This window comes from Desulfobaculum bizertense DSM 18034 (genome assembly GCF_900167065.1).
Taxonomy (GTDB): Bacteria; Desulfobacterota; Desulfovibrionia; order Desulfovibrionales; family Desulfovibrionaceae; genus Desulfobaculum; species Desulfobaculum bizertense.
This window is the reverse complement of record NZ_FUYA01000006.1, coordinates 62,694-83,350: the sequence shown is the minus strand read 5'-3', so window position 1 is coordinate 83,350 and position 20,657 is coordinate 62,694. Positions and strand designations below refer to the sequence as shown.

General features: G+C 52.9%; 15 protein-coding genes. 10 read left to right on the top strand and 5 right to left on the bottom strand.

All coding sequences use genetic code 11. From position 1 onward, the window contains the following. Positions 1-29 precede the first annotated feature (29 nt). From B5D23_RS09900 to B5D23_RS09890, 3 genes are read right to left on the bottom strand one after another with little or no spacing between them, the layout of a single operon-like run. Complete coding sequence (locus B5D23_RS09900) at positions 30-1,403, bottom strand: deoxyribodipyrimidine photo-lyase (RefSeq protein WP_078685277.1); 1,374 nt, start codon at positions 1,401-1,403, stop codon at positions 30-32. Further along, positions 1,404-3,002 carry an SDR family oxidoreductase gene (locus tag B5D23_RS09895; RefSeq protein ID WP_078685276.1) on the bottom strand — a complete coding sequence of 533 codons (1,599 nt, stop codon included), beginning with the start codon at positions 3,000-3,002 and terminating at the stop codon, positions 1,404-1,406. Beyond that, positions 2,995-3,990 carry a YbgA family protein gene (locus tag B5D23_RS09890; RefSeq protein WP_078685275.1) on the bottom strand — a complete coding sequence of 332 codons (996 nt, stop codon included), beginning with the start codon at positions 3,988-3,990 and terminating at the stop codon, positions 2,995-2,997. Before B5D23_RS09890 ends, B5D23_RS09895 begins: the two co-directional genes overlap by 8 nt. A gap of 94 nt (positions 3,991-4,084) precedes the next feature. Between B5D23_RS09890 and B5D23_RS09885 the strand changes: the two genes are divergently transcribed. Both B5D23_RS09885 and B5D23_RS15230 read left to right on the top strand, forming a co-directional pair. Beyond that, on the top strand, positions 4,085-5,209 hold the full coding sequence (locus tag B5D23_RS09885; protein ID WP_159445973.1) for an NAD(P)/FAD-dependent oxidoreductase: 1,125 nt from the start codon (positions 4,085-4,087) through the stop codon (positions 5,207-5,209). An 877-nt stretch (positions 5,210-6,086) separates the two neighbouring features. Beyond that, positions 6,087-9,113, top strand: a complete 3,027-nt coding sequence (locus tag B5D23_RS15230; protein ID WP_234985086.1) for a DEAD/DEAH box helicase — start codon at positions 6,087-6,089, stop codon at positions 9,111-9,113. An 82-nt stretch (positions 9,114-9,195) separates the two neighbouring features. Here the strand turns inward: B5D23_RS15230 and B5D23_RS09870 are convergent, their stop codons facing one another. Further along, positions 9,196-10,083: a LysR family transcriptional regulator gene (locus tag B5D23_RS09870; protein ID WP_078685272.1), complete on the bottom strand. Its 888-nt coding sequence runs from the start codon at positions 10,081-10,083 to the stop codon at positions 9,196-9,198. A gap of 106 nt (positions 10,084-10,189) precedes the next feature. Here B5D23_RS09870 and B5D23_RS09865 point away from each other — a divergent pair, with 106 nt between their 5' ends. The 4 genes from B5D23_RS09865 (at position 10,190) to B5D23_RS09850 (ending at position 14,833) form a co-directional block, all read left to right on the top strand. Then, complete coding sequence (locus tag B5D23_RS09865) at positions 10,190-10,594, top strand: CidA/LrgA family protein (RefSeq protein ID WP_078685271.1); 405 nt, start codon at positions 10,190-10,192, stop codon at positions 10,592-10,594. Next, entirely contained in the window at positions 10,584-11,294 is a 711-nt protein-coding gene (locus tag B5D23_RS09860) for an LrgB family protein (RefSeq protein ID WP_078685270.1), read from the top strand. Before B5D23_RS09865 ends, B5D23_RS09860 begins: the two co-directional genes overlap by 11 nt. A gap of 461 nt (positions 11,295-11,755) precedes the next feature. Further along, a complete protein-coding gene (locus B5D23_RS09855; RefSeq protein WP_078685269.1) occupies positions 11,756-13,903 on the top strand; it encodes a methyl-accepting chemotaxis protein in 2,148 nt (715 codons plus the stop codon). A gap of 381 nt (positions 13,904-14,284) precedes the next feature. Continuing rightward, positions 14,285-14,833 carry a nitroreductase family protein gene (locus B5D23_RS09850; RefSeq protein WP_078685268.1) on the top strand — a complete coding sequence of 183 codons (549 nt, stop codon included), beginning with the start codon at positions 14,285-14,287 and terminating at the stop codon, positions 14,831-14,833. Between the two features lie 306 nt (positions 14,834-15,139). Here B5D23_RS09850 and B5D23_RS09845 read toward each other — a convergent pair whose 3' ends face one another. Next, the gene (locus B5D23_RS09845; protein ID WP_078685267.1) at positions 15,140-15,820 is read right to left on the bottom strand and encodes a Crp/Fnr family transcriptional regulator; all 681 of its coding nucleotides are present in this window, start codon (positions 15,818-15,820) and stop codon (positions 15,140-15,142) included. A gap of 132 nt (positions 15,821-15,952) precedes the next feature. On the opposite strand from B5D23_RS09845, the gene B5D23_RS09840 reads away from it, so the two are divergent. The 4 genes from B5D23_RS09840 to B5D23_RS09825 are packed head-to-tail and all read left to right on the top strand — an operon-like array spanning position 15,953 to position 20,640. Then, positions 15,953-17,491, top strand: a complete 1,539-nt coding sequence (locus B5D23_RS09840; RefSeq protein ID WP_078685266.1) for a hypothetical protein — start codon at positions 15,953-15,955, stop codon at positions 17,489-17,491. Positions 17,492-17,500: 9 nt separating this feature from the next. Beyond that, complete coding sequence (locus B5D23_RS09835; RefSeq protein ID WP_144012601.1) at positions 17,501-18,427, top strand: NAD(P)/FAD-dependent oxidoreductase; 927 nt, start codon at positions 17,501-17,503, stop codon at positions 18,425-18,427. 15 nt (positions 18,428-18,442) lie between these two features. After that, positions 18,443-18,754 carry a thioredoxin family protein gene (locus B5D23_RS09830; RefSeq protein WP_078685264.1) on the top strand — a complete coding sequence of 104 codons (312 nt, stop codon included), beginning with the start codon at positions 18,443-18,445 and terminating at the stop codon, positions 18,752-18,754. A gap of 11 nt (positions 18,755-18,765) precedes the next feature. After that, the gene (locus B5D23_RS09825; protein WP_200803652.1) at positions 18,766-20,640 is read left to right on the top strand and encodes an aryl-sulfate sulfotransferase; all 1,875 of its coding nucleotides are present in this window, start codon (positions 18,766-18,768) and stop codon (positions 20,638-20,640) included. Positions 20,641-20,657: the final 17 nt, after the last annotated feature.

Here is a 20,657-nt window from a genome sequence, read left to right as displayed (position 1 = left end):
CCGGCGCTGTGCTGGGGGGCTTTGCTTTTTTAGAGCAGGCTACATTGCTCCGGGCGGTTTCCATACTGCTTAATGTAGGTGTCCACCTTGAACTTGCGGCGGCAGCCGTTGGAATTCATGTAGCGGATGGAGCCATAAATATCGCGTTCGCGCCACGGTCTGTCGTGTACGCCTGTGATGGCCCAGAGCACGCCCACATAGCCGTTCGGGTCTCGTCCATCCAGTTCATAGCGATTATTCAGGTACAGGGCGATTTTCACGGCTTCCTCAGGGGAACTGGTCCATTCCAGAATTTTTTTGGCCCAGTACATACGCATGTAGTTGTGCATGTATCCGGTGTTGACCATCTGGAGCTGAGCCGCATTCCAGAGCGGAGAATGGGTCTTGGCCTGCTCCAGTTCCTCGCGGGAGTAGCTGTATTCCCGGTGGTCATCCTCATGCTTGAGCAGCGTCTCAAGGCCCCATTCCGGGCCACCATCAATGCTGTCGTACTGCGGGTTATGCAGGCAGAAGTTGTCAGTGAGTTCACGCCGGACAATGAGCTGTTCCAGAAAGGCTTCTTTCCCGGCTGCATTGCCGGGGTGCTCTGCGGTGTCCAGTGTCACCCGCTGCGGAGCTATTTGCCCAAAATGCAGATAGGGAGAAAGTCGGGATACGCCTTCCAGTGTTGGGTTGTTGCGCTCTGGCTCATAGACCGGAAGAGTTGCCGCCAGAAAATCATCGAGTCGTTCCTGGGCCGCAGCGCTTCCTGGGATGACGTCACAGACTGGAGCAACGCTCTCATCAACATCCACCCAGCGATGGAGTGCGGCAAAGTCGGGCGTGGGGAGAACCAGCCCACTGTGTGATGGCGGGACCAGTTTGGGAAATGGTTCCAGAAATTCATCCAGTTTTTTGTGGATTTTGGGGCGAATGGTGTACGCCGCATATTCCTGTTTGTCCGAGACGTTTCGACAGGGCACCACGTTGTGCCCATCCACTTCAAAAATGGGAATGCTGACTGCCGAGGCAATCTGCTTTTGCCATTCCTGCTTGATGCGCAGCGGGTCAAAGTCTGTCACCAGTGTGCAGACATCCAGTTCATTCAGGAATCCGGGGAGCACAGACGGCGCGTCCCCTTTGAGCACGGTAAAGGGAATGGACAGATTGTCTAGCTCCTGCGCTGTTTCTTCCAGACCGCGCAGCATGAAGTCATACTGACGGCGTGTTGCTTCCAGAAAACCCTTGGCAAGGCAGAAGACAACCCCAAGAGGTCGCTTGTGCTGTGCTGCAAGGCTGTGGGCATGAAACAGTGCCCAGTTGTCGTGAGCGCGCTGCTCGCGGCTCATCCAGTATATAACGGGACCTTTCCCGGTTTCGCCCTCGCGTATTGTCTCTACGCGGGCGTGGTGAACGTCGTACATTCAGCGTTCTCCTTTGAGAGGCTGGGTTTGAGGCTGTTCGTGTTGCTGGGTTTCTGGAACAAAAGGCAAAGTGCACATAGAGGCACTCTGGGTAAAGCTCTCGGGGCCGGACAGAATTTCGCAGCCTGTGAGTTCAGCAATTTTGCCAAGCATTCCGCTAAAAAGCCAGCCGTGAAGGGGATAGAGAGAATACCAGTAAATCATGCCCCAAAGTCCGCGCGGAAGAAAACGGGCAATCTGGGACAGCTCTGTATTGCCGTCAATCTGGGGAGTGATGGAAAACTGTAGCATGGCCTCGCCCGGAAGTTTCATTTCGGCAAGGAGCTGGAGCCGGGAATTTTCTTCCACCACCGTGACCCGCCAAAAGTCGAGGACATCGCCGGGAAGGAGATCTTCCGGGTCCCGGCGTCCACGCCTTAGCCCAACCCCACCTATGAGCCTGTCTGCAATTCCCCGGAGCTTCCAGAGAAATTCTCCGTAGTACCAGCCGCGCTCTCCGCCAATGCTCTTGACGGTTTTCCAGACGTTTTCTGGAGCACAGGCCAGCCGCACCCGGTGGTTACTCTCAAGGATAGTGCCGCCAGCATAGTGGGCATCACCGCAGGAAATCCATTCCGGGGGCTGGAGTTCTCCGGCATCCATCCAGCAGCTTTCGACTCGGTGCTGCCGGATGCGTTCCAGCGCAAAGTGGATGGCCTGCTGTACCGTCAAAAGCTGGCGCGGGAGCAGCTCGCGGATACGGTTATCCTCGCAGACAACAGTGGAGCGAAGCCCCTTGGCAAGGGGGCGGGCTAGGCTTGCCGGAACAGGCGTAATGATATGAATCCAGAGTGAGGAGAGCGTGGGTGAGAAAAAGGGGACAGGAATGATGAGCCGTTTGTGCAGGCCAGCTTCTTTGGCATAAATATGGAAAATTTCTTCGTAGCTCAGGACGTCAGGCCCGCCAATGTCATACGTCTGCCCTGTTGTTTCCGGACATTCCAGCGCGCCTTCGAGGTAGCCCAGAACGTCCCGGACCGCGATGGGCTGGCTGAGGGTTCGCACCCAGCTTGGAGTCAGCATGATGGGCAAACGGTCCACGAGGTAGCGCATGATTTCAAAGGACGCGCTTCCTGAACCAAGGATCATGGCAGCGCGGAAGCAGGTGACCGGAACCCGGCCCCGCTTGAGGATGTGTCCGGTTTCTATGCGCGAGCGCAGGTGGTGCGAAAGCTCTGGATCTGTTTCGTTGCCAAGACCGCCAAGATAGAGAATGCGCTCTAGTCCAAGCTCTTCGGCAAGTTCTGCCATGTTCTGCGCTGCACTTCGGTCTGCCTCGGCAAAGTCACTCTGGTCGGGCTGCATGGAGTGCACAAGATAATAGGCAACCCGGACGCCAGTCAGGGCTTTTTTGAGAGAGCTGCGGTCCAGAACATCTGCGGCCGCGATTTCCAGATTTTTGTGCTGGCCCCATGGGCGGCACTGGAGCTTGTAGGCAGAGCGGGCAATGGCCCGGACCCGGTAGCCTCGCTCCAGCAGGCGGGGGACAAGCCGTCCGCCAATGTATCCGGTCGCTCCCAGCACAGCCACGGTATAGGGATGATCTGCGTGTTCAGGCATGGAAAAGCAGCCTCAGTTCCAAAGGGTGAGGATGCAGGTAAAACTGCTCCATGAGGTAGTCGTTTTTATACTTGCGAACGTAGTGGTTTATGAGGGTCAGCGGAGCAACCCACGGAAGCATGCCACTGGAATACTGTTCAATCAGTTCCTTGAGTTCCTGCTTTTCTTCTGCGGAAAGCTCATCCTTGAAATGTCCCATCATGTGGAAGAGGACATTCACATGATTTTTGACGCTGGCCCGTTTGGAGAGCGCGGCCGTGAGCTGCTGGAGGTAGGTGCAAAAGAGTTCTTCGGGGTCCATCTCTTTGCCCTGCGCTACAAGTTGCCCCATTTCACGGTAGATTTCCTGATTATGGGACAGAATGAGCAGCTTGTGCTGGCTGTGAAACTTTACAAGATTTCCAAGGGTCTTGCCGTTAGCGAGCATGTCTCGCCAGCGCTTGAGGATAAAAATGCGTTTAATGAAGTTTTCCCGAAGGCCCATGTCATGCAGGCGGCCGTCGTCTTCAAAGGGCAGGAGCGGGAAATGTTTCATGACCATGTCGGCCCACATGCCAACGCCGGTATAGAGCGGCTGGCCATTGGCCTGAAAGACCTTGATGCGTTCCATGCCGCTTGATGGGGAGCGGGATTTGAAAATATAGCCACACAGCCCCTCTTTTTCCATTTCCCTGAGTCGCTCTTTGCCCCAGTTTTGCATTTGCTCGGTCCAGTCTTCACCGGAGTCGCGACCTACGAGATGCGGCTTTTGCGGGTCGCCAACAAGGCGGACAGCTTCGCGCGGGATGGGCATGCCGCATTCAACTTCTGGACAGACCGGGACGAATTCAACGAATTTTCCCAGAACATCGCGGAGGTAGCGGTCGAGCTTGTGCCCGCCGTCATAGCGCACAGGCTCACCAAGCAAACATTTGGCAATGCCGAGGCGAATGGTTTCTGTCTGTGTGTCGTCATAAAGGCCAGCATTATTGGCACATGCTTGTTGCATGAGGCGCTCCTTCTTTCACGTTGAACTCCCCTTTTTTGCAGGGTATATGTATAAGAGGATACACGCTTCTCTATTTTGTGGAAAGGAAAGGACCATGAGCAAACGCCTGATTCTTGCCGGAGCAGGGCACGCACATGTGGCTGTGCTGGCAAAACTGAAAATGTTTTTGTCGCACGATATTTCGGTCACAGTCGTCAGCCCGGATGAGCTGCACCCCTATTCTGGAATGGGACCGGGGGTGCTGAGCGGGCAGTATTCTCCAGCAGAGATAAGTTTTCCTGTGGCGCAGATGACACGGGATGCCGGGGCGGAGTTTATTGCAGACAAGGTCATTCGCATTGACCCTACGGCCCGTTCTGTTCACCTCTCGTCTGGTTCTATTTTGGGCTATGACGTGCTGAGCCTGAACGTGGGGAGTGAAATCCCCTGGCCCGGTGAAACTCCACCAGAAAAGATTCCAGATTTGTATCCGGTGAAACCGATCTCCAACCTGTATCGGGTTCGTGAGAGGCTGGAGCAGCTCATGCAGCGGGGCAAGGCAGAGGTGCTTGTGCTTGGCGGTGGCCCGGCTTCGCTCGAAATTGCGGGCAATCTGCATGGAGCTGCGCAGGAGATTTTTGCGCGAAAAGGCGGAAGCCTGCCGTGTATTCGGATTCTTGCCGGGCGGCGCTTTTTGTCTGAACTGTCGGGGCGGGCTCGCAAAAAAGCGCGGCATTCACTCAACAGGCGAGGAATCAAGGTTCATGAGTCCGGCTATGTGGCCGAGCTTGGACAGGGTGGCGTGACTCTGGAAAATGGGCGGGTTGTCTCTGGGCAGCTCATGGTGATGGCCCTTGGCGTACGTCCGCCAAAGCTCATGGAGTATTCTGGCCTTGCGGTTGGGCCGGATGGTGGTTTGCGGGTGAACAGATTTTTGCAAAGCGTTTCGAATCCAGATATTTTTGCAGGCGGTGACTGTCTGTATTTTGAACCGTTCCCGCTCAACAAAGTTGGGGTCTATGCGGTGCGTCAGCATGCGGTGCTTGTCAAAAATCTGTACGCTGCCCTGACGGGGGGAGAACTGGAAGAGTTCCGGCCGGGAGGAGACTATCTTTTGGTGTTTAATCTGGGAGATGGAACAGGCATTCTGCAAAAAGCTGGTCTTGTCCTTGGTGGAAAACTTGCGTTTCGCGTCAAAGATTTTATCGACCATCGTTTTATGCATCGCTTTGGGCGATAGATGCAGTGAGGCGGGGGCTTTTTTACGTGCGCCCCCTCATGTAGTAGCAGAAAAACGGAAAAGAAATGGTGACAAATTTCATTCAGTATGAGCTTGGAACTTGACAATATGCCCCGGAATGTATTCCTTCACCAGAGCCGTGCCGAGCAAGCCTCTCTGATTTTCTCTTTGGGCCTCTGAGCCTATGCTGTAGAGAACGTGTATTCTTGCCTTTGCCTGTGTCTTGGCCTCAAGTGCCTTTTTTTCGGTATGGCGTTCCAGCTTGCCAAACAAAGCTGGTCTATCAGTCTGAAAAAACTCAACAAGAGTCTCCTTTTCAGGTACACAGGCCCTCTGCTTTTTGAGAATTTATGACAAGCCAGCACCGTGCAGCACATTTTTGTGCGCGTTTTTTTGTGCCTTTTGCACCGGGAACGCAGGAAAAAATGTTTTGCCCAGTATTCCTGATTTCTGGAATGTGCTAGGCTTGCACCTTGCGGGAGGGAATTTTTTTCATTCGACCGCAAAAAAAGCACAGCAAAACAGCTCCCCGCAAACCAACCGGGATACCTTGCGGGTTTGGAAAGCCGGGTACAGGGCTTGGACGCTCCTATACCGCTCCTGAGCGTTTTGCTCCCGGGCTGCTGGCACATACTGAGATGCCGCAGGCCCGAAGACTGTCAACTGCCGGCATTGTGTGCGGGCAGGGTAGTAGAATAAGTTGACAGTCTGGACATCGCCCCTGTCCGTAACGACGTCCAGTAACAAGAGCTGCGGCCCCCGCGAAAAGAACGTGAGAGCAGGCCGTAATGCAGAAGCCCAGTCCCTGACAGACTGCTTCCTGAAGCCCGGCGGCGTACTGACCCGCCCGGCCCGAACATCCTGACCCGGAAATAGCGTGGGAAACGTTCGGTCAAACAATATTTCGCAGGAAGACCACAGAAGTGTACTGTCTGGTGCTCCACGGCTTCGCGATGACGACAACGTCTACGAGGAAACGTGTTTCATGAGTGAGACCTCAAGCATTTTTGGAATTGGCCCGGTAAAGCGCGGCGCTTCCAAAAAAAACGACAAGAAAAAAGAATCTCCCAAGAAGAAAGAGGAGCGATCCTCTTCCAAGAATGAGCAGAAGGAACAGGCCGAAAAGGTAGAGCAGAAGAAAAAGACTTCTGCAAAGCGCCGCCGTCCATCTCGCCCCGCCGCAGAAGCTGCTGACTCCGCAGATGCCGAGTCCCGCCCCCAGCGCCGTCGCCCCCAGCGTCGCCGCCGCAAAAATGTGAAAGATCCTGAAACCATTCAGGCCCAGACAGCAGAAAAGCGGAAAAAAGCGCAGGAAAAGGCTGAGGCTGAGGAAAAGTCCGAGGCATCGCGTCCTGCAAAGGCCGCCAAGAAGGACGGCGAAAGCGCCAAGACCCGAGGCCGGGCCAAGACGAACCGCCGGACTGCAAAAAGCAGCTCTCCTTCTCCGCAGAAGCCAAGCCAGCCCAAGAAGAGCCTGAGCAAAGGACCGCATGCAGGCGAAGGCCTTGATGAAGGCGTTGCCCATTATGATCCTGCTGCTCTTGGTTTAAATTTTGATGATGACACGCAGGATGAGCAGGAAGAGCGCGAATCCAAAACGCGTCGCCCGCGTCGTCGCCGTTCTCGCAAGACTGCTCCCGCCGCAGAAGGCGCCCAGTCCGCAGAACAGCGCGAAGCCGCTCAGCAGACTGACGAAGAAAAGCCTAAGAAAAAGCGCACCCGCCGTTCTCCGCGCAGGAGTAAAAAAGAGCAGGAGCGCCGCGCTGAAGCTCGCGTAGCACAGGACGCAGACGTTCAGGATGCTCCTGAATCGCAGTCTGAAGATTCCCGGGAAAGCTCTGAGCCAGTTTTGAATGAGCAGAAGAGTCTTGCTGCTGGTGAACGTGAAGAGCAGGCCGTTCTGGAAAGCCAGCCCGTGCCCGCACTCGAAGAGGAAAGCACCGCTTCTGAAGAAGCTGCTCCTTTTGAGACGAGCCTTGAGCGGAGTTTTGACCAGATGGCTGAAGCTGCTGAGACTGTGGGTGCTGAGCCGAAAGCTGAGGCTCCGGTTGAGCCAGAAGTTTCGACAGGTGAAGATTCTCAGGACGCAGCAGCTGAGTCTGCTCCAGAAGAGCACGCAGAAGCACCGCAGAGCGACGCTGTTTCAGAAGAAGAGGCAGCTCCAGAGGCTCCGGCCGCTGAGAACGCTCCCGCTCCAGAAAAAGAGCATTCGCACGAAGTCAAGGAAGTGCCCGAAGATGAAGCTCTGCCTGAGCTGAGTTTTGAAGAGCTTCCCGAAGACCTGCGCGAAGCCTGCCTGCGTGCTGGCTGGACAACCCTGATGCCCGTTCAGGCCAAGGCTATTCCGTATCTTTTGGCTGGTCGTGACCTGATGATTCAGTCTCGAACAGGAAGCGGCAAGACTGGCTGCTTTGCCCTGCCGATCATGCAGCGTATCGAGATTGAACGCGCTGAGTGCCAGGCTCTGGTGCTGGTTCCTACGCGTGAACTTGCCCAGCAGGTTGCCGAGCAGTTTGAACAGCTTTTTGGCGAGACTGGTGCTCGTGTTGTGGCCGTCTTTGGTGGCTCCAGCTACAAGGCGCAGATTGATTCTTTCCGCAAAGGCGCACACGTTGTGGTGGGAACACCCGGCCGTGTCCTCGATCACCTGCTGCGTGGCTCTCTGAACCTCAAGGGCATTGATACGCTGGTCTTTGATGAAGCTGACCGGATGCTGTCCATTGGCTTCTACCCAGACATGAAGGAAGTGCAGAGTTTCCTGCCCCGTCGGGACATCAGCATGCTCATGACGTCCGCCACCTATCCGCCGCATGTGCTGCGTCTGGCTGGTGAGTTCATGGACCGTCCGCAGATTCTGTCGCTGTCCAGCGAGCAGGTTCACCTGACGGAAACGCCACATGTCTATTACAGCTGCCCGGCCATGCAAAAAGATCGTGCCCTTGTGCGCATCATTGAGCTGGAGAATCCGGCAACTGGTTTTATTTTCTGTAACACCAAGCAGCACGTCCACTACCTGACTACGGTGCTCCAGCGCTTTGGTTACGATGCGGACGAACTCTCTGGTGACCTGACGCAGTCCAAGCGCGAGCGGGTGCTGACCCGTATGCGCAGTGGCAATCTTCGTTTCCTCGTGACCACAGACGTGGCCGCACGAGGCATCGACATTCCCGACATCTCGCACGTGTTTATGTACGAGCCGCCGGAAGACCATGAAGTCTATATTCACCGCGCAGGCCGCACTGGCCGAGCTGGTGCATCTGGCATGGTCATTTCTCTGGTCGACGTCATGGAGCGTCTGGCCCTTGGCCGCATTGCCAAAACCTATGGCATCAACCTTGAGCAGCACGAGCTGCCCACGGATGAAGATCTGGCTCTTGAGGTTGGCAACCGTGTGACAGCCATGCTGGAAGCCCGTTTCCGCGAGCTGGATAACGTGAAGCAGGAACGCCTGCGCCGCTTTGAGCCGCTTGTGGATTCCCTGAGCAAGCACGAAGACCTCGTGCCGCTTATGGCCATGCTTTTGGACGAGCTGTATCAGGAATCCCTGCACGGTACTCCGGCCCTGCCGCAGGTCGAGCAGGAAGAGGCTACGCCTCAGCCTGAGTCCCGCCGCTCCTCACAGGGCGGACAGCAGAAGCGCCGTTCTTCTGGAAATTCTCGCCGCCGCAAGCGCCGTCCTGAGTCCTCTGGTCAGGACCAGCGTCAGCGCCATGATGGTCGCCGCAAGCCGCAGGGTGAAAAGTCCTCTGATGATCGTTCAGATCAGCGGAAGGATCAGCGCTCTGATTCGCGGAAAGACCAGCGTCGGGAGCGTTCCGGTGATCGCCGCCAGAATGCGGACGGCGCAAAGCGCCGCCGTCCTCGCCGCCGTCGCAAAAAGAAGCCTGAGACTCCTCAGAACTAAGTTTGAATAACGACAAAAGGCCCTCCATATGGAGGGCCTTTTTTTATGTATTCCTCAGAAGAATAAACGCGAAAACAGGCGCTTACTCGTCCTCTGTGTGGATTGTCTGCACCAGTTCAAGCCATGCGCGGGCCGCATGTGGCAAATATCCGCCTTTTCGCCAGATAAGCCCAATGTGCCAGCTCAGCCCCGGTTCATTCAGCGGAACATAGGTCAGGCCGGAGCGCATTCTCTGGTCAGCCATGAGCTTTGGCAAAATTGCCAGCCCAAGTCCTGCCCTTGCCAGCCCCAGTATGAAATCAATTTGCCCGCTTCGGGCCGCAACTTTGGGCTTGAACCCGCGTCGTGCGCAACTCCGCATGATGACCTGATTGAGCGCAAAGTCTTCGGCAAAGAAAATAAATGGCTCATCATGTAAATCCAGAAGCTGAACCGCGTCATACCGGGCAAAAGGATGTGTCTCCTGCAAGAGCACAACAAGCTGTTCATTTCGAACATCCTGCCATTCAAATTCCGGTGACACCGGCATGAGTGATGCTGCGAGGTCAATTTCACCACGCATCAGCAGTTCCTCAAGGCGTTTGCTTCCATGCTCCACCAGCGTAATTTTGATACCCGGGTACAGGGTCCGAAACTGCGCAAAGGCAGGCGCAAAAAGCACACTACTCCCAAAGAGTGGCAGGCCGAGCCGCAGTATTCCTCGGCGCAGACCTCGAAGCTCGTCCAGTTCGCCCATCATATCCTCGCTGGAAGCAAGAATGTGCTGAGCACGGCGAAAAACAATTTCTCCAGCATCAGTCAGAGTGCTGGAGTGTCCGTTCCGGTCCAAAAGCGTGACCCCAAGCTCATCTTCGAGCTGGCGGACGGCCTTGCTCACATTGGACTGAGATGTGAACAAAACGCTGGCAGCAGCGGAAAAACCACCTTGCTGCACCACTTCCACAAGGGCGAGGAGATTACGAAATTCCATAACTATTCTTTTGAGGAATAGTTTAGATTCTGTCAATTCATTTTACACATCATCGAGAGGTGCATACAAGGATTGCTCACGCGCACATCAGCGCGAAGGAGTTATTATGCCATTTCGTAAAGAATCAGTCCTCGTCAGAAAGTTTACTCATCAGAGCCGCCTTGTGCAGGGTGCTCTTCTTATGGCTTTTTGGGGCTTGGGAGAAATTATGAGCAGCTCAGCTCAGCTCCCGGTTCCCGGCGGCGTTATTGGTCTGATTATTGTGCTCGCTCTGCTGGCAAGTGGCAGACTGAGCACCCTCTCGGTACGTCGTGGCGCCAACTGGCTCCTTGGGGACATGCTCCTCTTTTTTGTTCCGGCCGTGCTTGCCGTTCTCGACCATCAGGAGTTTTTGGGCATTATGGGCCTCAAACTCCTTGCCGCCGTGCTTGTCGGTACAATGATGGTTATGGCTGGAACCGCTCTCACCGTTGACCTGTGTTGCAGAATGAGTCGTCGTCATGCTGAATAGTTTCTTTTCACTGTCTCCCTTGCTCAAGGGAGCCTTCTGGTCCGTGGCGACGATTGTTTTGTACTGGTGTGCCCGCTGTGTATATCGCAGAAAGCCACGCTGGTGGACCTCTCCGCTAGCATCGGCCCCCTTTATGCTCATTGCGCTTGCCCTGGCGCTGGGCGTTGGCTATCGCGAATACATTGCAGGGACGCACTGGCTGGTCACCATGCTTGGCCCTGTGACCGTGGCATTTGCTCTGCCCATTTTTGAGCAGCGCAGCCTGATTCGTCGCTACTGGCTCATTTTGCTGGTTGGTGTTGTTATCGGTGATGCCATTGCCCTGGCCTCTGCATGGGGCCTCTCTCAGCTCCTTGGCCTTTCAGATGTTTTGAAACTGAGTTTGATGCCTCGGTCCATTAGTACGCCATTCGCCATGTCCGTGTCGGGCGATATTGGCGGCGCTCCAGATTTGACAGCCGTTTTTGTTGTGCTGACAGGTGTGTTTGGAGCAGCTCTTGGACAAATTATGCTGGCAGTCCTCCCTCTTCACTCCAGCCTTGCAAAAGGCGCACTCTTTGGAATGGGTGCGCATGGCGCAGGAGTGGCGCAGGCTCAGACCATTGGACATCAGGAAGGCGCCATTGCCAGCCTTGTGATGATTTTGGCCGGCCTGAGTAATGTACTTTTTGCCCCCGTACTTGCTCAGTGCCTTAGCTAGGTCCTCACACAGGATGGAATAAAAAAGCCCCCAAAATGGGGGCTTTTTTTGTGCAGTTGGACCAAAATAATTTTCTTGAGAAACATAAAAAATGTGAATACCCCCAAGGGTTAGACAAAAAAACTTCAATAAAAACACAAGGACCGCTAAGAAAATATTTTTTTCTGTCGATGAATATCGCCTAAACGAATGTGGGAAACGACATGCGTAAGACATATGCCCTAGAGCGGACCAGAAGAATGCTCGTGGGCATTTTTCATACTTTGTCGATTCGTTGAGGCAAAAGCCCGGTGTGTTTTCTGTAAAGGAGGGTAACTCGTATGAAACGTGCATAGTTCTGCGGCGGCAACCGCAGAAAGGACAGAGTGGTGAGTGATTTTGAAAGGCTTAATGGACATAGAAGATTTGCGTCAGTGAAGAGGGCCTCGGCTTGTGAGGTATGCTGATGCTGGAAGTATACGATGAGATTAGATTCAATAAAGGTGAGGATTACGGCGTTTTCTGGCCTGATTTTTCTCATTACAGTGGGAGCGTTAATTTTTCTTGCTGGCCGAAACCTTTGGAAAACGACTTCCGAGGCAACCATGCACAACGCGACGGCAATCGCGACGAATTTTTCGACCAGAGTGCAGGGTAATATGAACGAGGCAATGGCCATTTCTCGAACAATGGCCATTTCTCTTTCTGGTTTGAGGGATACTGGGAATCTGGACCGTACCGAAGTGAACACCATGCTCAAGAATGTTTTGAAAAATCATTCTTTTGTTTTTGCATGTTACTCCCTCTGGGAGACCAACGCTTTTGACGGCAAAGACTACGTATATGCCAACACAAAAGGCCATGATGAAACAGGTCGCTTCCTTCCATACTGGTTTCAGACCTCAGATGGAAGCATCCATGTAGAGCCTCTGGCCGGGTATGACACCGCAGAGTTTTATCAGCGCCCAAAGCGCACTGGCCGGGAAACCATGACCGAACCATATTATTATATGGCATCAGGTCAGCGCTATTACATTTCGTCAATGGTTGCCCCGATCCATGTTCACGGTGAATTTGTGGGTATGGCTGGTACCGACCTTGATATGACTTCCCTGCAAACTTTGGTCGAAGGCAAGCACACCGTTGATGGCTGTGGTGAGATGTACATTGTTTCCAACGGAGGAGAGGTTGTTGCCGCCTCCGAGGGAAAAAGCAGGACTGCGGTTTCTCTGGACACGATTTTCCCAGAGGATGCGGGGAAAATTGCGAATGCGATTAATCAGGGGCAGCGCGTGGCGCTCTTTGATGAAAGGACAGGGGCCCATCAAATCGTTGTTCCGTTTCGTGTAGGAAAGACAAGCCGTCCGTGGAGTGTCGTCGTTACCCTTCCGCAGAGCTACATCAACGAGCAGGCCTGGAGTGCCGTCACCATGATGAGTGGTGTTGCCCTGATTCTTTTGCTCCTTGGTTTGCTGGGCATGTGGTTTGTCGCTGCTCGTATTTCTAATCCCCTTATCGTCATGGCCAGAGCCGCCAGACGTATTGCAGATACCTCATTTGCAGACACCAGCACTCTGCCGTCCGACTCTGGTTATGCTGGTGAGGTCCTCGACATGCTGCACAGTTTGTCGAGCATGACAGATCAGGCCGTCGAAGCGTTGTCACAGGCCGAAAAAAATGCAGAGCAGGCCAAGGAAAAAGCTCGCATTGCCGAGGATGCTGTTCGTGAAAGTGAAGAGGCCAAGCGTGAGGGTGAGCGTGCTCTCAAGCGTGGCATTCTGGAAGCTGCTGGACGCATTGAAGGTGTTGCCGACCGCATTGCTGAGGACACTGAGCGTCTTTCTGCTCAAGTGAAGCAGTCTAGCACAGGTGCGACCGTGCAGCAGGGCCGCATGAGTGAGATTGTGACCGCCATGGAAGAGATGAACGCCACGGTTTTGGAAGTTGCGCGGAATGCCGCAGAAGCCGCGAAGAATGCCAACGATTCAAAGGATCGTGCATCTGAAGGTTCTGGTGTCGTCAACGATGCAATTTCTTCCATTGAAGAGATCAACACTCGTGTTAACGAGATGAAGCAGGGGCTGAATGAGCTTGGTGAGCAGGCCGAAGGCATTGGCCGCATCATGGACGTTATTTCTGACGTTGCAGATCAGACCAATCTTTTGGCTCTGAACGCTGCCATTGAAGCCGCTCGTGCCGGTGAAGCGGGGCGCGGTTTTGCCGTTGTTGCCGATGAGGTCCGCAAGCTTGCTGAGAAGACCATGGACGCCACCAGTGAAGTCGGCACTGCCATTTCTGCTATTCAGTCTGGCACTCGTCGGAACATCAAGAAGATGGAGGCCGTTGTCGACGTTGTTGAGCAGAGTACGGAGCAGGCCGAGCGTTCTGGAAAGTCGCTTTCAAACATCGTCAACATTGCCGACTCAACCGCAGATCAGGTTCGGGCCATTGCCACTGCCTCAGAGCAGCAGGCCACGACCTCGGACGAGATCAATCGGGCGACCGAAGAGGTGAGCCGGATTTCCATTGAAACAAACGAGTCCATGAACGAAGCCGCCAATGCACTCAGGGAGTTGTCATTGCAGGCCGAGGAACTCATGGATGTTCTTCACGAGATGCAGCGCCAGTAAGGCGTTTCTCGTCGTTGTTTTTGTGCCCCTCAGTGTTCTGGGGGGCTTTTTTTATGCTTTTGGGGCGGGGGGGATGAGATATGAGTGTTAGGGCGGTTGGCTGGTTTAGATGTGTGTTGTGCGGTTTGGTGTGGTGGATCGGCGCTTTTTTTACCTCCGGTGGGCAAGGGGATTGCCTCCCCCTGCACCCCGCAATGGGGGCGGTGGGCGGGATGAGATATGTATATTTTGAGGTAACTTTTAAGCGACTTCGTATGGAAAAGCTGCCTACGTGTTTTTCTTTTCCGCTCGTGGTATAAAGGGGATTCATGGAATTATGGCAGACTGCGGGAGCTTTTGGACGCAGGTCCCTGTAAAATCATAGCGTTGCAAGGAGTCATCATGGATGCAGTTGAGATGATCAAAGAACGGCGCAGTGTTCGCAAGTTTAAGGATCAGAAAGTAAGTCGAGATCTTATGCGTGAGATTATCGACATTGCCCGTTGGGCGCCCTCATGGGCGAATTATCAAGTCGCCCGGTATACTCTTGTGGATGATCCAAATCTCATCAAGAAGCTCGCCACGGATGGTGTGAATGATTTTGTTTACAACATCAACACGCTCAAGAATGCCAAGGGCGTGGCTGTGTTGAGTTTCGTCAAAGGCAAGAGCGGCAAGCTTGATGGCGGGGATTACGTCACGTCAAAGGCCAGTGTTTGGGAAGTTTTTGATGCTGGCATTGCCTGTCAGACTTTTTGTCTTGCCGCTCATGAGAAAGGCGTTGGCACCTGTATCATGGGTGTGATTAACGATAAATCCATTTCCGAGATTGTTCATCTTCCAGAGGATGAGACGGTCGCCGCCCTCATCGTGTATGGCCACGAAGAAGGTAAAGCCGCCGCGACTCCTCGCAAGGGCATTGATGAAATTATGCGTTTCGCCGACGCGTAGCTCTCGGAGCCTCTCAGCGTGTGCCCCTCAGTGTTCTGGGGGGCTTTTTTTATGCTTTTGGGCGGCGGGCGGGATGGGGTGTGCTGTTGGGACTGTTGGAGGGAAAAGAGATGTGTTTTTTAGGGCGGTTGGCTGGTTTAGATATGTGTGTTGTGCGGTTCGGTGTGGTGGATCGGCGCTTTTTTTACCTCCGGTGGGCAAGGGGATTGCATCCCCCTGCACCCCGCAATGGGGGCGGTGGGCGGGAAAAGATGTGCAGTTATGAATGTGGGTGGGATGAGGTGTGTTGTTAGGACTGTGGTGGAATTAGTAAACGAGTTCTTCCTCTTCGTGGGCAATAGCTCGCAGCCGTTCGGGGTTCAGGATTGTCCCCCCCTGTCCTCGTTTTGAGATGATGTGCTGGTCTTTCAGAGCTTTAAAGATTTTGGTCACGGTGATGACGTGCATAGAGAGGTGGAAGGCTATTTCGTTGTAGGTCAGGTAGCGAGGGAACTGGGGCGGGGTATCGTCGGACATGAAGTCGAGCAGCAGCTGGCACACTCGGCTTCCTGCGGGGCGAGAGACGATGCCTGTTGAAAGTGCGAGCAGGTTGATAAGGTTTTCCGTCACGGAGCGCAGCAGCAGTTTGTTCAGCTCTGGGTATTCTTCGGTGCATTTCATGAATTTTTCACCATCAATTCCGAGCAGAGTGCATTCCGTTTTGGTGCGAATGCAGTGATTGACGTTCAGGATTCGTTTGGTGGTGATTTCTGTACCGATTCCAACAGAGTGCACAATCGAGCGCAAAAAGTTCATCAGCGTCCCAGACTTGAAATACAAATAGGAACTCTCGTCCCCCTTTTCCGTGTGATATGTCAGCGCGCAGACGCCTCTTTTGAGATAATAGACGTTTTTCTGCGAAAGCTGTTTTCCCTTCGGAACAGTTATCTCTGTTCCCATATCTCTCAGAATTAATTCATATTCTTTGGCGTTTATCCCTACTGTCATGGGCTTTTTCCGTGCTTTTTTCTAATTATTTTTTTCACAACCTAGTCTGAGCTACTTTTTTTGCCCAGAACTCGCGGCATATATCCGAGAGTTGTGGCGCCGTTGTTTTACCTTTTTGGGCAAGGAATTCTCATGCAAGATAGACTTCGAAATGTCGATATGATGCGAGTCATCCATATTCTTATTGGATGCAGTATAATGTTCTTTGGACGTTTTCTGTCCGCTCCAACAATGGTTGTGCCTGCATCCGACAAGCTCATTTCGATGGGTTTCCCTCAGGTTGACGGTGGGGTGCTGCTTTCCATCTCTCCCATCGGTGTCACGGTCGTAACGCTTTTTATCGGCGTTATCTACCTTTGGACCTTTGTAGATACTTTATGGCCCGGATTTCTGGGCGTCATCATGCTTGGCATGAGTGACTACGCTGCAATGCCAAAGGTTTTGAGCATGTTCATGGGAAATCCCATGACTGTTATGATTTTCTTCTTATTTGCATTCGCAGCTATAATTATTGAAAGCAATCTTTCGGTTTACCTAGCACGATGGTTTATGACCCGTAAACTCATTCAGGGCAGGCCGTGGCTGTTTACTGCAACCATTCTTTTCGGCACCTATATTGTTGCCTTTCTGGAACAAACCACATCCTGCTTCCTGATGTGGCCCGCGCTGTACATCATCTTTAATTACGTAGGCTTTAAGAAAGGCGACTCCTATGTGTCCCTTATGATTGTCTATACCATGATGATGGCGCTGCTTTCTTTCGCGACCGATCCCATCAAAGGCGGTGCGTTTTATCTGCTGAGTAATATGCAGAACCTCGCCCATTCCGCACCAGAGCTGAATATCCAGCCTTTGAATCTCTCAATATATCTCCTCTTTGGATTTATTATTTCTCTCCTCTGCATTGGAGCGATGCTCTTCGCCATGCGTTTCATTTTCCGGGTGGATGTCTCCCCACTGAAAACGCTTGATGTCGAAATCTTGAAAAAAGACAAGCTTCCTCCTCTGACACTGAGGCACAAAATAATTGTTGGACTCTTTTTCTTCTATGCCCTGTGGCTGCTGCTGCCCGGCATTATTGGAAAAGATAATATGCTCGGAGCATTCCTGAGCGCAAATGCACTGTGCGGCACGCTGATCATTGTCTTCCTTGCGACGGCTATTCACCTGAAGGGTAAGCCCGTTGCAGACCTGACAAAGACCAACGCTGTGTTTCCATGGAAAACGTACTTCCTTGTGGCTGTAGCTTTCCTTCTGGGCGGAGCAATGACCTCAAAGGTGACCAACGTTTCGATTTTCATGGAGTATCTGCTGAGAGATTCTCTCTATGGCATGAGTTACACAACTCTGGGGATTGCAGTCATTGTGATTGGCATCGTTCTGACCAACTTCTTCAACTCTGTTGTGGCTGGCTTGGTCCTGTCTCCGGTTCTCCTCGCAATCTGTGATGCTTTTGGCTTTAGCTCTGGCCCCATTATGGCCTGCTTCTTCTACGTCGTGCTCATTGCAGCCGCGACGCCAGCTGCATCCCCATTTGCCGCAATTCTTTATGACAACAGTGAGTGGATTTCGACCAAGGACGTGGCAAAACACACCGTTATTGCCTCAGGAATCGTTGTTGCGGTCCTGATACTCGTCGGTCTTCCTCTCTCACAAATATTATTCAGCTAGGAGGATATCGTGAATTCATACGACGTAATTATCATCGGCGCTGGCCCTGCTGGCATGACCGCGGCAATTTACGCAGTTCGTGCAAACATGAAAGTTCTTATGCTGGACCGCCTCGCTCCCGGTGGTGCGATCATCAATACCAATGAGATCGAAAACTACACAGGACAGGGCGTCATTAGCGGTGCAGAACTCAGCATCAAGATGTTTGAGCACACCCAGCTTCTGGGCGTTGAGTTTGATTACAAGACTGTTCTTGAGATCGAAGATCGTGGCGAAAAGAAGATCGTGAAGTGCGAAGAGGACGGCACGGAATACGAAGCTTCTGCTGTGATTCTGGCAACCGGTACAGTTCCCCGCAAGCTCGGCGTTCCCGGCGAAGACCAGTTCACTGGTGCAGGCATTAGCTGGTGCGCAATTTGTGACGGCGCACAGTTCCGCGGCAAGGACGTTGTGGTTATCGGTGGCGGCAACTCCGCTGTTGAAGAGTCCATTTACCTCGCGGGTATCGTGAACAAGCTGACTGTTGTGACACTTTTTGATCTCACCGCAGATCCCAAGGCCTGTGACAAGCTCCGCGCTATGGAAAACGTCACGGTATATCCCTACCAGGATATCCTTGAATTTACTGGCGACACCAGCCTGAGTGGTGTGAAATTTAAGTCGACCAAGGAAGACGGCACAGAACGCTTTGTCGAGTGCGACGGTGTCTTCGAATACATTGGTCTCAAGCCATCTTCAGAGTCCTTTAGCGAGCTTGGTGTTTTGGACAAGTTCGGCTGCATCACCGTTGACGGTGAGATGAAGACCTCTGTGACCGGCGTGTTTGGTGCTGGCGACATTACGGCAAAACGCCTTCGCCAGGTCATTACCGCATGCTCTGATGGTGCTATCGCTGCAAACACCGCAGCTAAATATGTTGAAAGTCTCCGTGGATAGGAAGGGAAAAGAATCATGATTAAAGAACTGAACACCGCTGAATTTGATGCTCTGGACAAGACCGGCACCATGCTCGTGGAATTTTATTCCAAGACCTGTGGACCCTGTAAGATGCTTGCCTTTGTTCTGAAAGACATCGACAAGAACAATCCCGATTTTCCTATCTACACAATTGATTTTGATGAAAATCAGGAACTTAAAGAACGCTGTGGCGTCAAGGGCTTCCCGACTTTGCTGTTCATGAAGAATGGTGAAGAAGTCAGCCGCCTCGAAGGACTGAAGCAGAAACCCGCTATTGTTAAAGAAATCGAAAAGCTGAACGCATAGGGAGAAGTGAAATGACCAGAATGAACTATGTTTACGATGAGCATTTGGTAACCAAGCAGAACCGTGCAGAAAAGGCATTCCTTGCCGCTTTTGAAGCAGAAAAGCCTTGTTTGGCAAAAGCACACGTTATTGCCAATCCGTACCTGATTAACCCCCTGTGCGCTCTGATTCTCTTCAAGACTGAAGAAGAAGTCGAAGTGACCATGACCGTCCACGGCAAGCGCTACGAGCGTGAGAACCTGACTCACAGCTTCCCCAAGGGAACCAGCCACGCTATCCCGGTCATCGGCCTCTACGAAGATTTTGAAAACAAGGTGACTGTGGCGCTGTCCAACGGTGAGTCTCAGACCTTCTCCATCACCACTGGCGTGCTTCCCGAAGAAGTCTGCCGTTGCCTGAATGTCCACACTTCTCTGGACTACCTTGGCGACAACTTCATGTTCCTGTCTCCGGCTGGCAAAAATCTGCCTACCGCATACGACTACAAGGGCGACCTCCGCTGGATGCTGACCGTCAACACCATGTTTGACATCAAGCGCATTGCAAACGGCAACCTCCTGACTGGTTCTCACCGTTTCAGCAGAATGCCTTACAACTCTACAGGTCTGGTCGAGATCAACATGCTCGGCAAGATTCATAAAGAGTACCGTATGCCCGGCAACTATCACCACGATCAGTGGGAGATGGAAGACGGCAACATTCTGGCTCTCTCTCAGGACTTCACCACCGACACCGTCGAAGACATGCTGGTGCTTCTGGACAAGAACACCGGTGAAATCCTCAAGAGCTGGGATTACAAGAACTTCCTGCCTCAGGACGTTGCAGGCTCCGGTTCTCAGGACGCTCATGACTGGTTCCACAACAACGCAGTCTGCTACGACAAAAAGACCAACAGTCTTACGATTTCTGGCCGCCACCAGGACGCAATCGTTAACTTCGACTTTGATACCAGCGAACTGAACTGGATCATTGGCGATCCCGAAGGCTGGCCTCAGGAGATGGTCGACAAGTATTTCTTCACCCCGGTAGGCGATCTGGACAACTTTGACTGGCAGTACGAGCAGCACGCATGTGTTGTTTGCCCCAACGGTGACATCATGGCCTTTGATAATGGCCAGTACCGGTCCAAGAACAAAGAGAACTACATCGAAAACAGGGACAACTTCTCCCGGGGCGTCCGCTACCGCATTGATACTGACAAGATGGAGATCGAACAGATCTGGCAGTACGGCAAGGAACGCGGACAGGAGTTCTTCTCCCCATACATCAGTAATGTCGAATTCTATGAAGAAGGACATTACCTGATCCACTCTGGCGGTATCGGCTTTGAAGATGGCTATGCTGCAAAGGGTCTCGGCGCATTCCTTGATATGAAGGATCCTCGCGTTGAACTTCGTTCTGTAACCGTCGAAGAAAAAGATGGCGTTGTCCTGTACGAGCTGGAAGTTGAAGGGAACTTCTACCGTGCAGAAAAGCTGACTCCGTATCACGAAGGTGAAAACCTTGTGTTCGGCGAAGGCAAGCTGCTTGGCAACCTTGACGTTACTCCGACCTTTGACACGATTCCCGAACTTGACGAAGTCGCAGAGCTGCCCGCAGCAGAGCACGAGATTGAGCTGGAAGAAGACGAAGACCGTATGGTTTTCCACGGCAAGTTTGAAAAGGGCACTCTTGTCATGGTTCTTCTCGAAGGACCGGAAACCCACGGCTACTTTGTCAACACTGCTGCAGTGCACCACCTCGCAATGTGCTCCGGTGCCTTCCTCGAAGACGATAGCCGCGCTGTTAAGCTGAGCATCAGCAAAAATGGTCTTTGTGGAAAGTATGATGTCAAACTCATCATCAATGACCACAAGTACCCCACTGGTATTTCCATTTTCTGCTAGGTGATCAAACAAGAAGC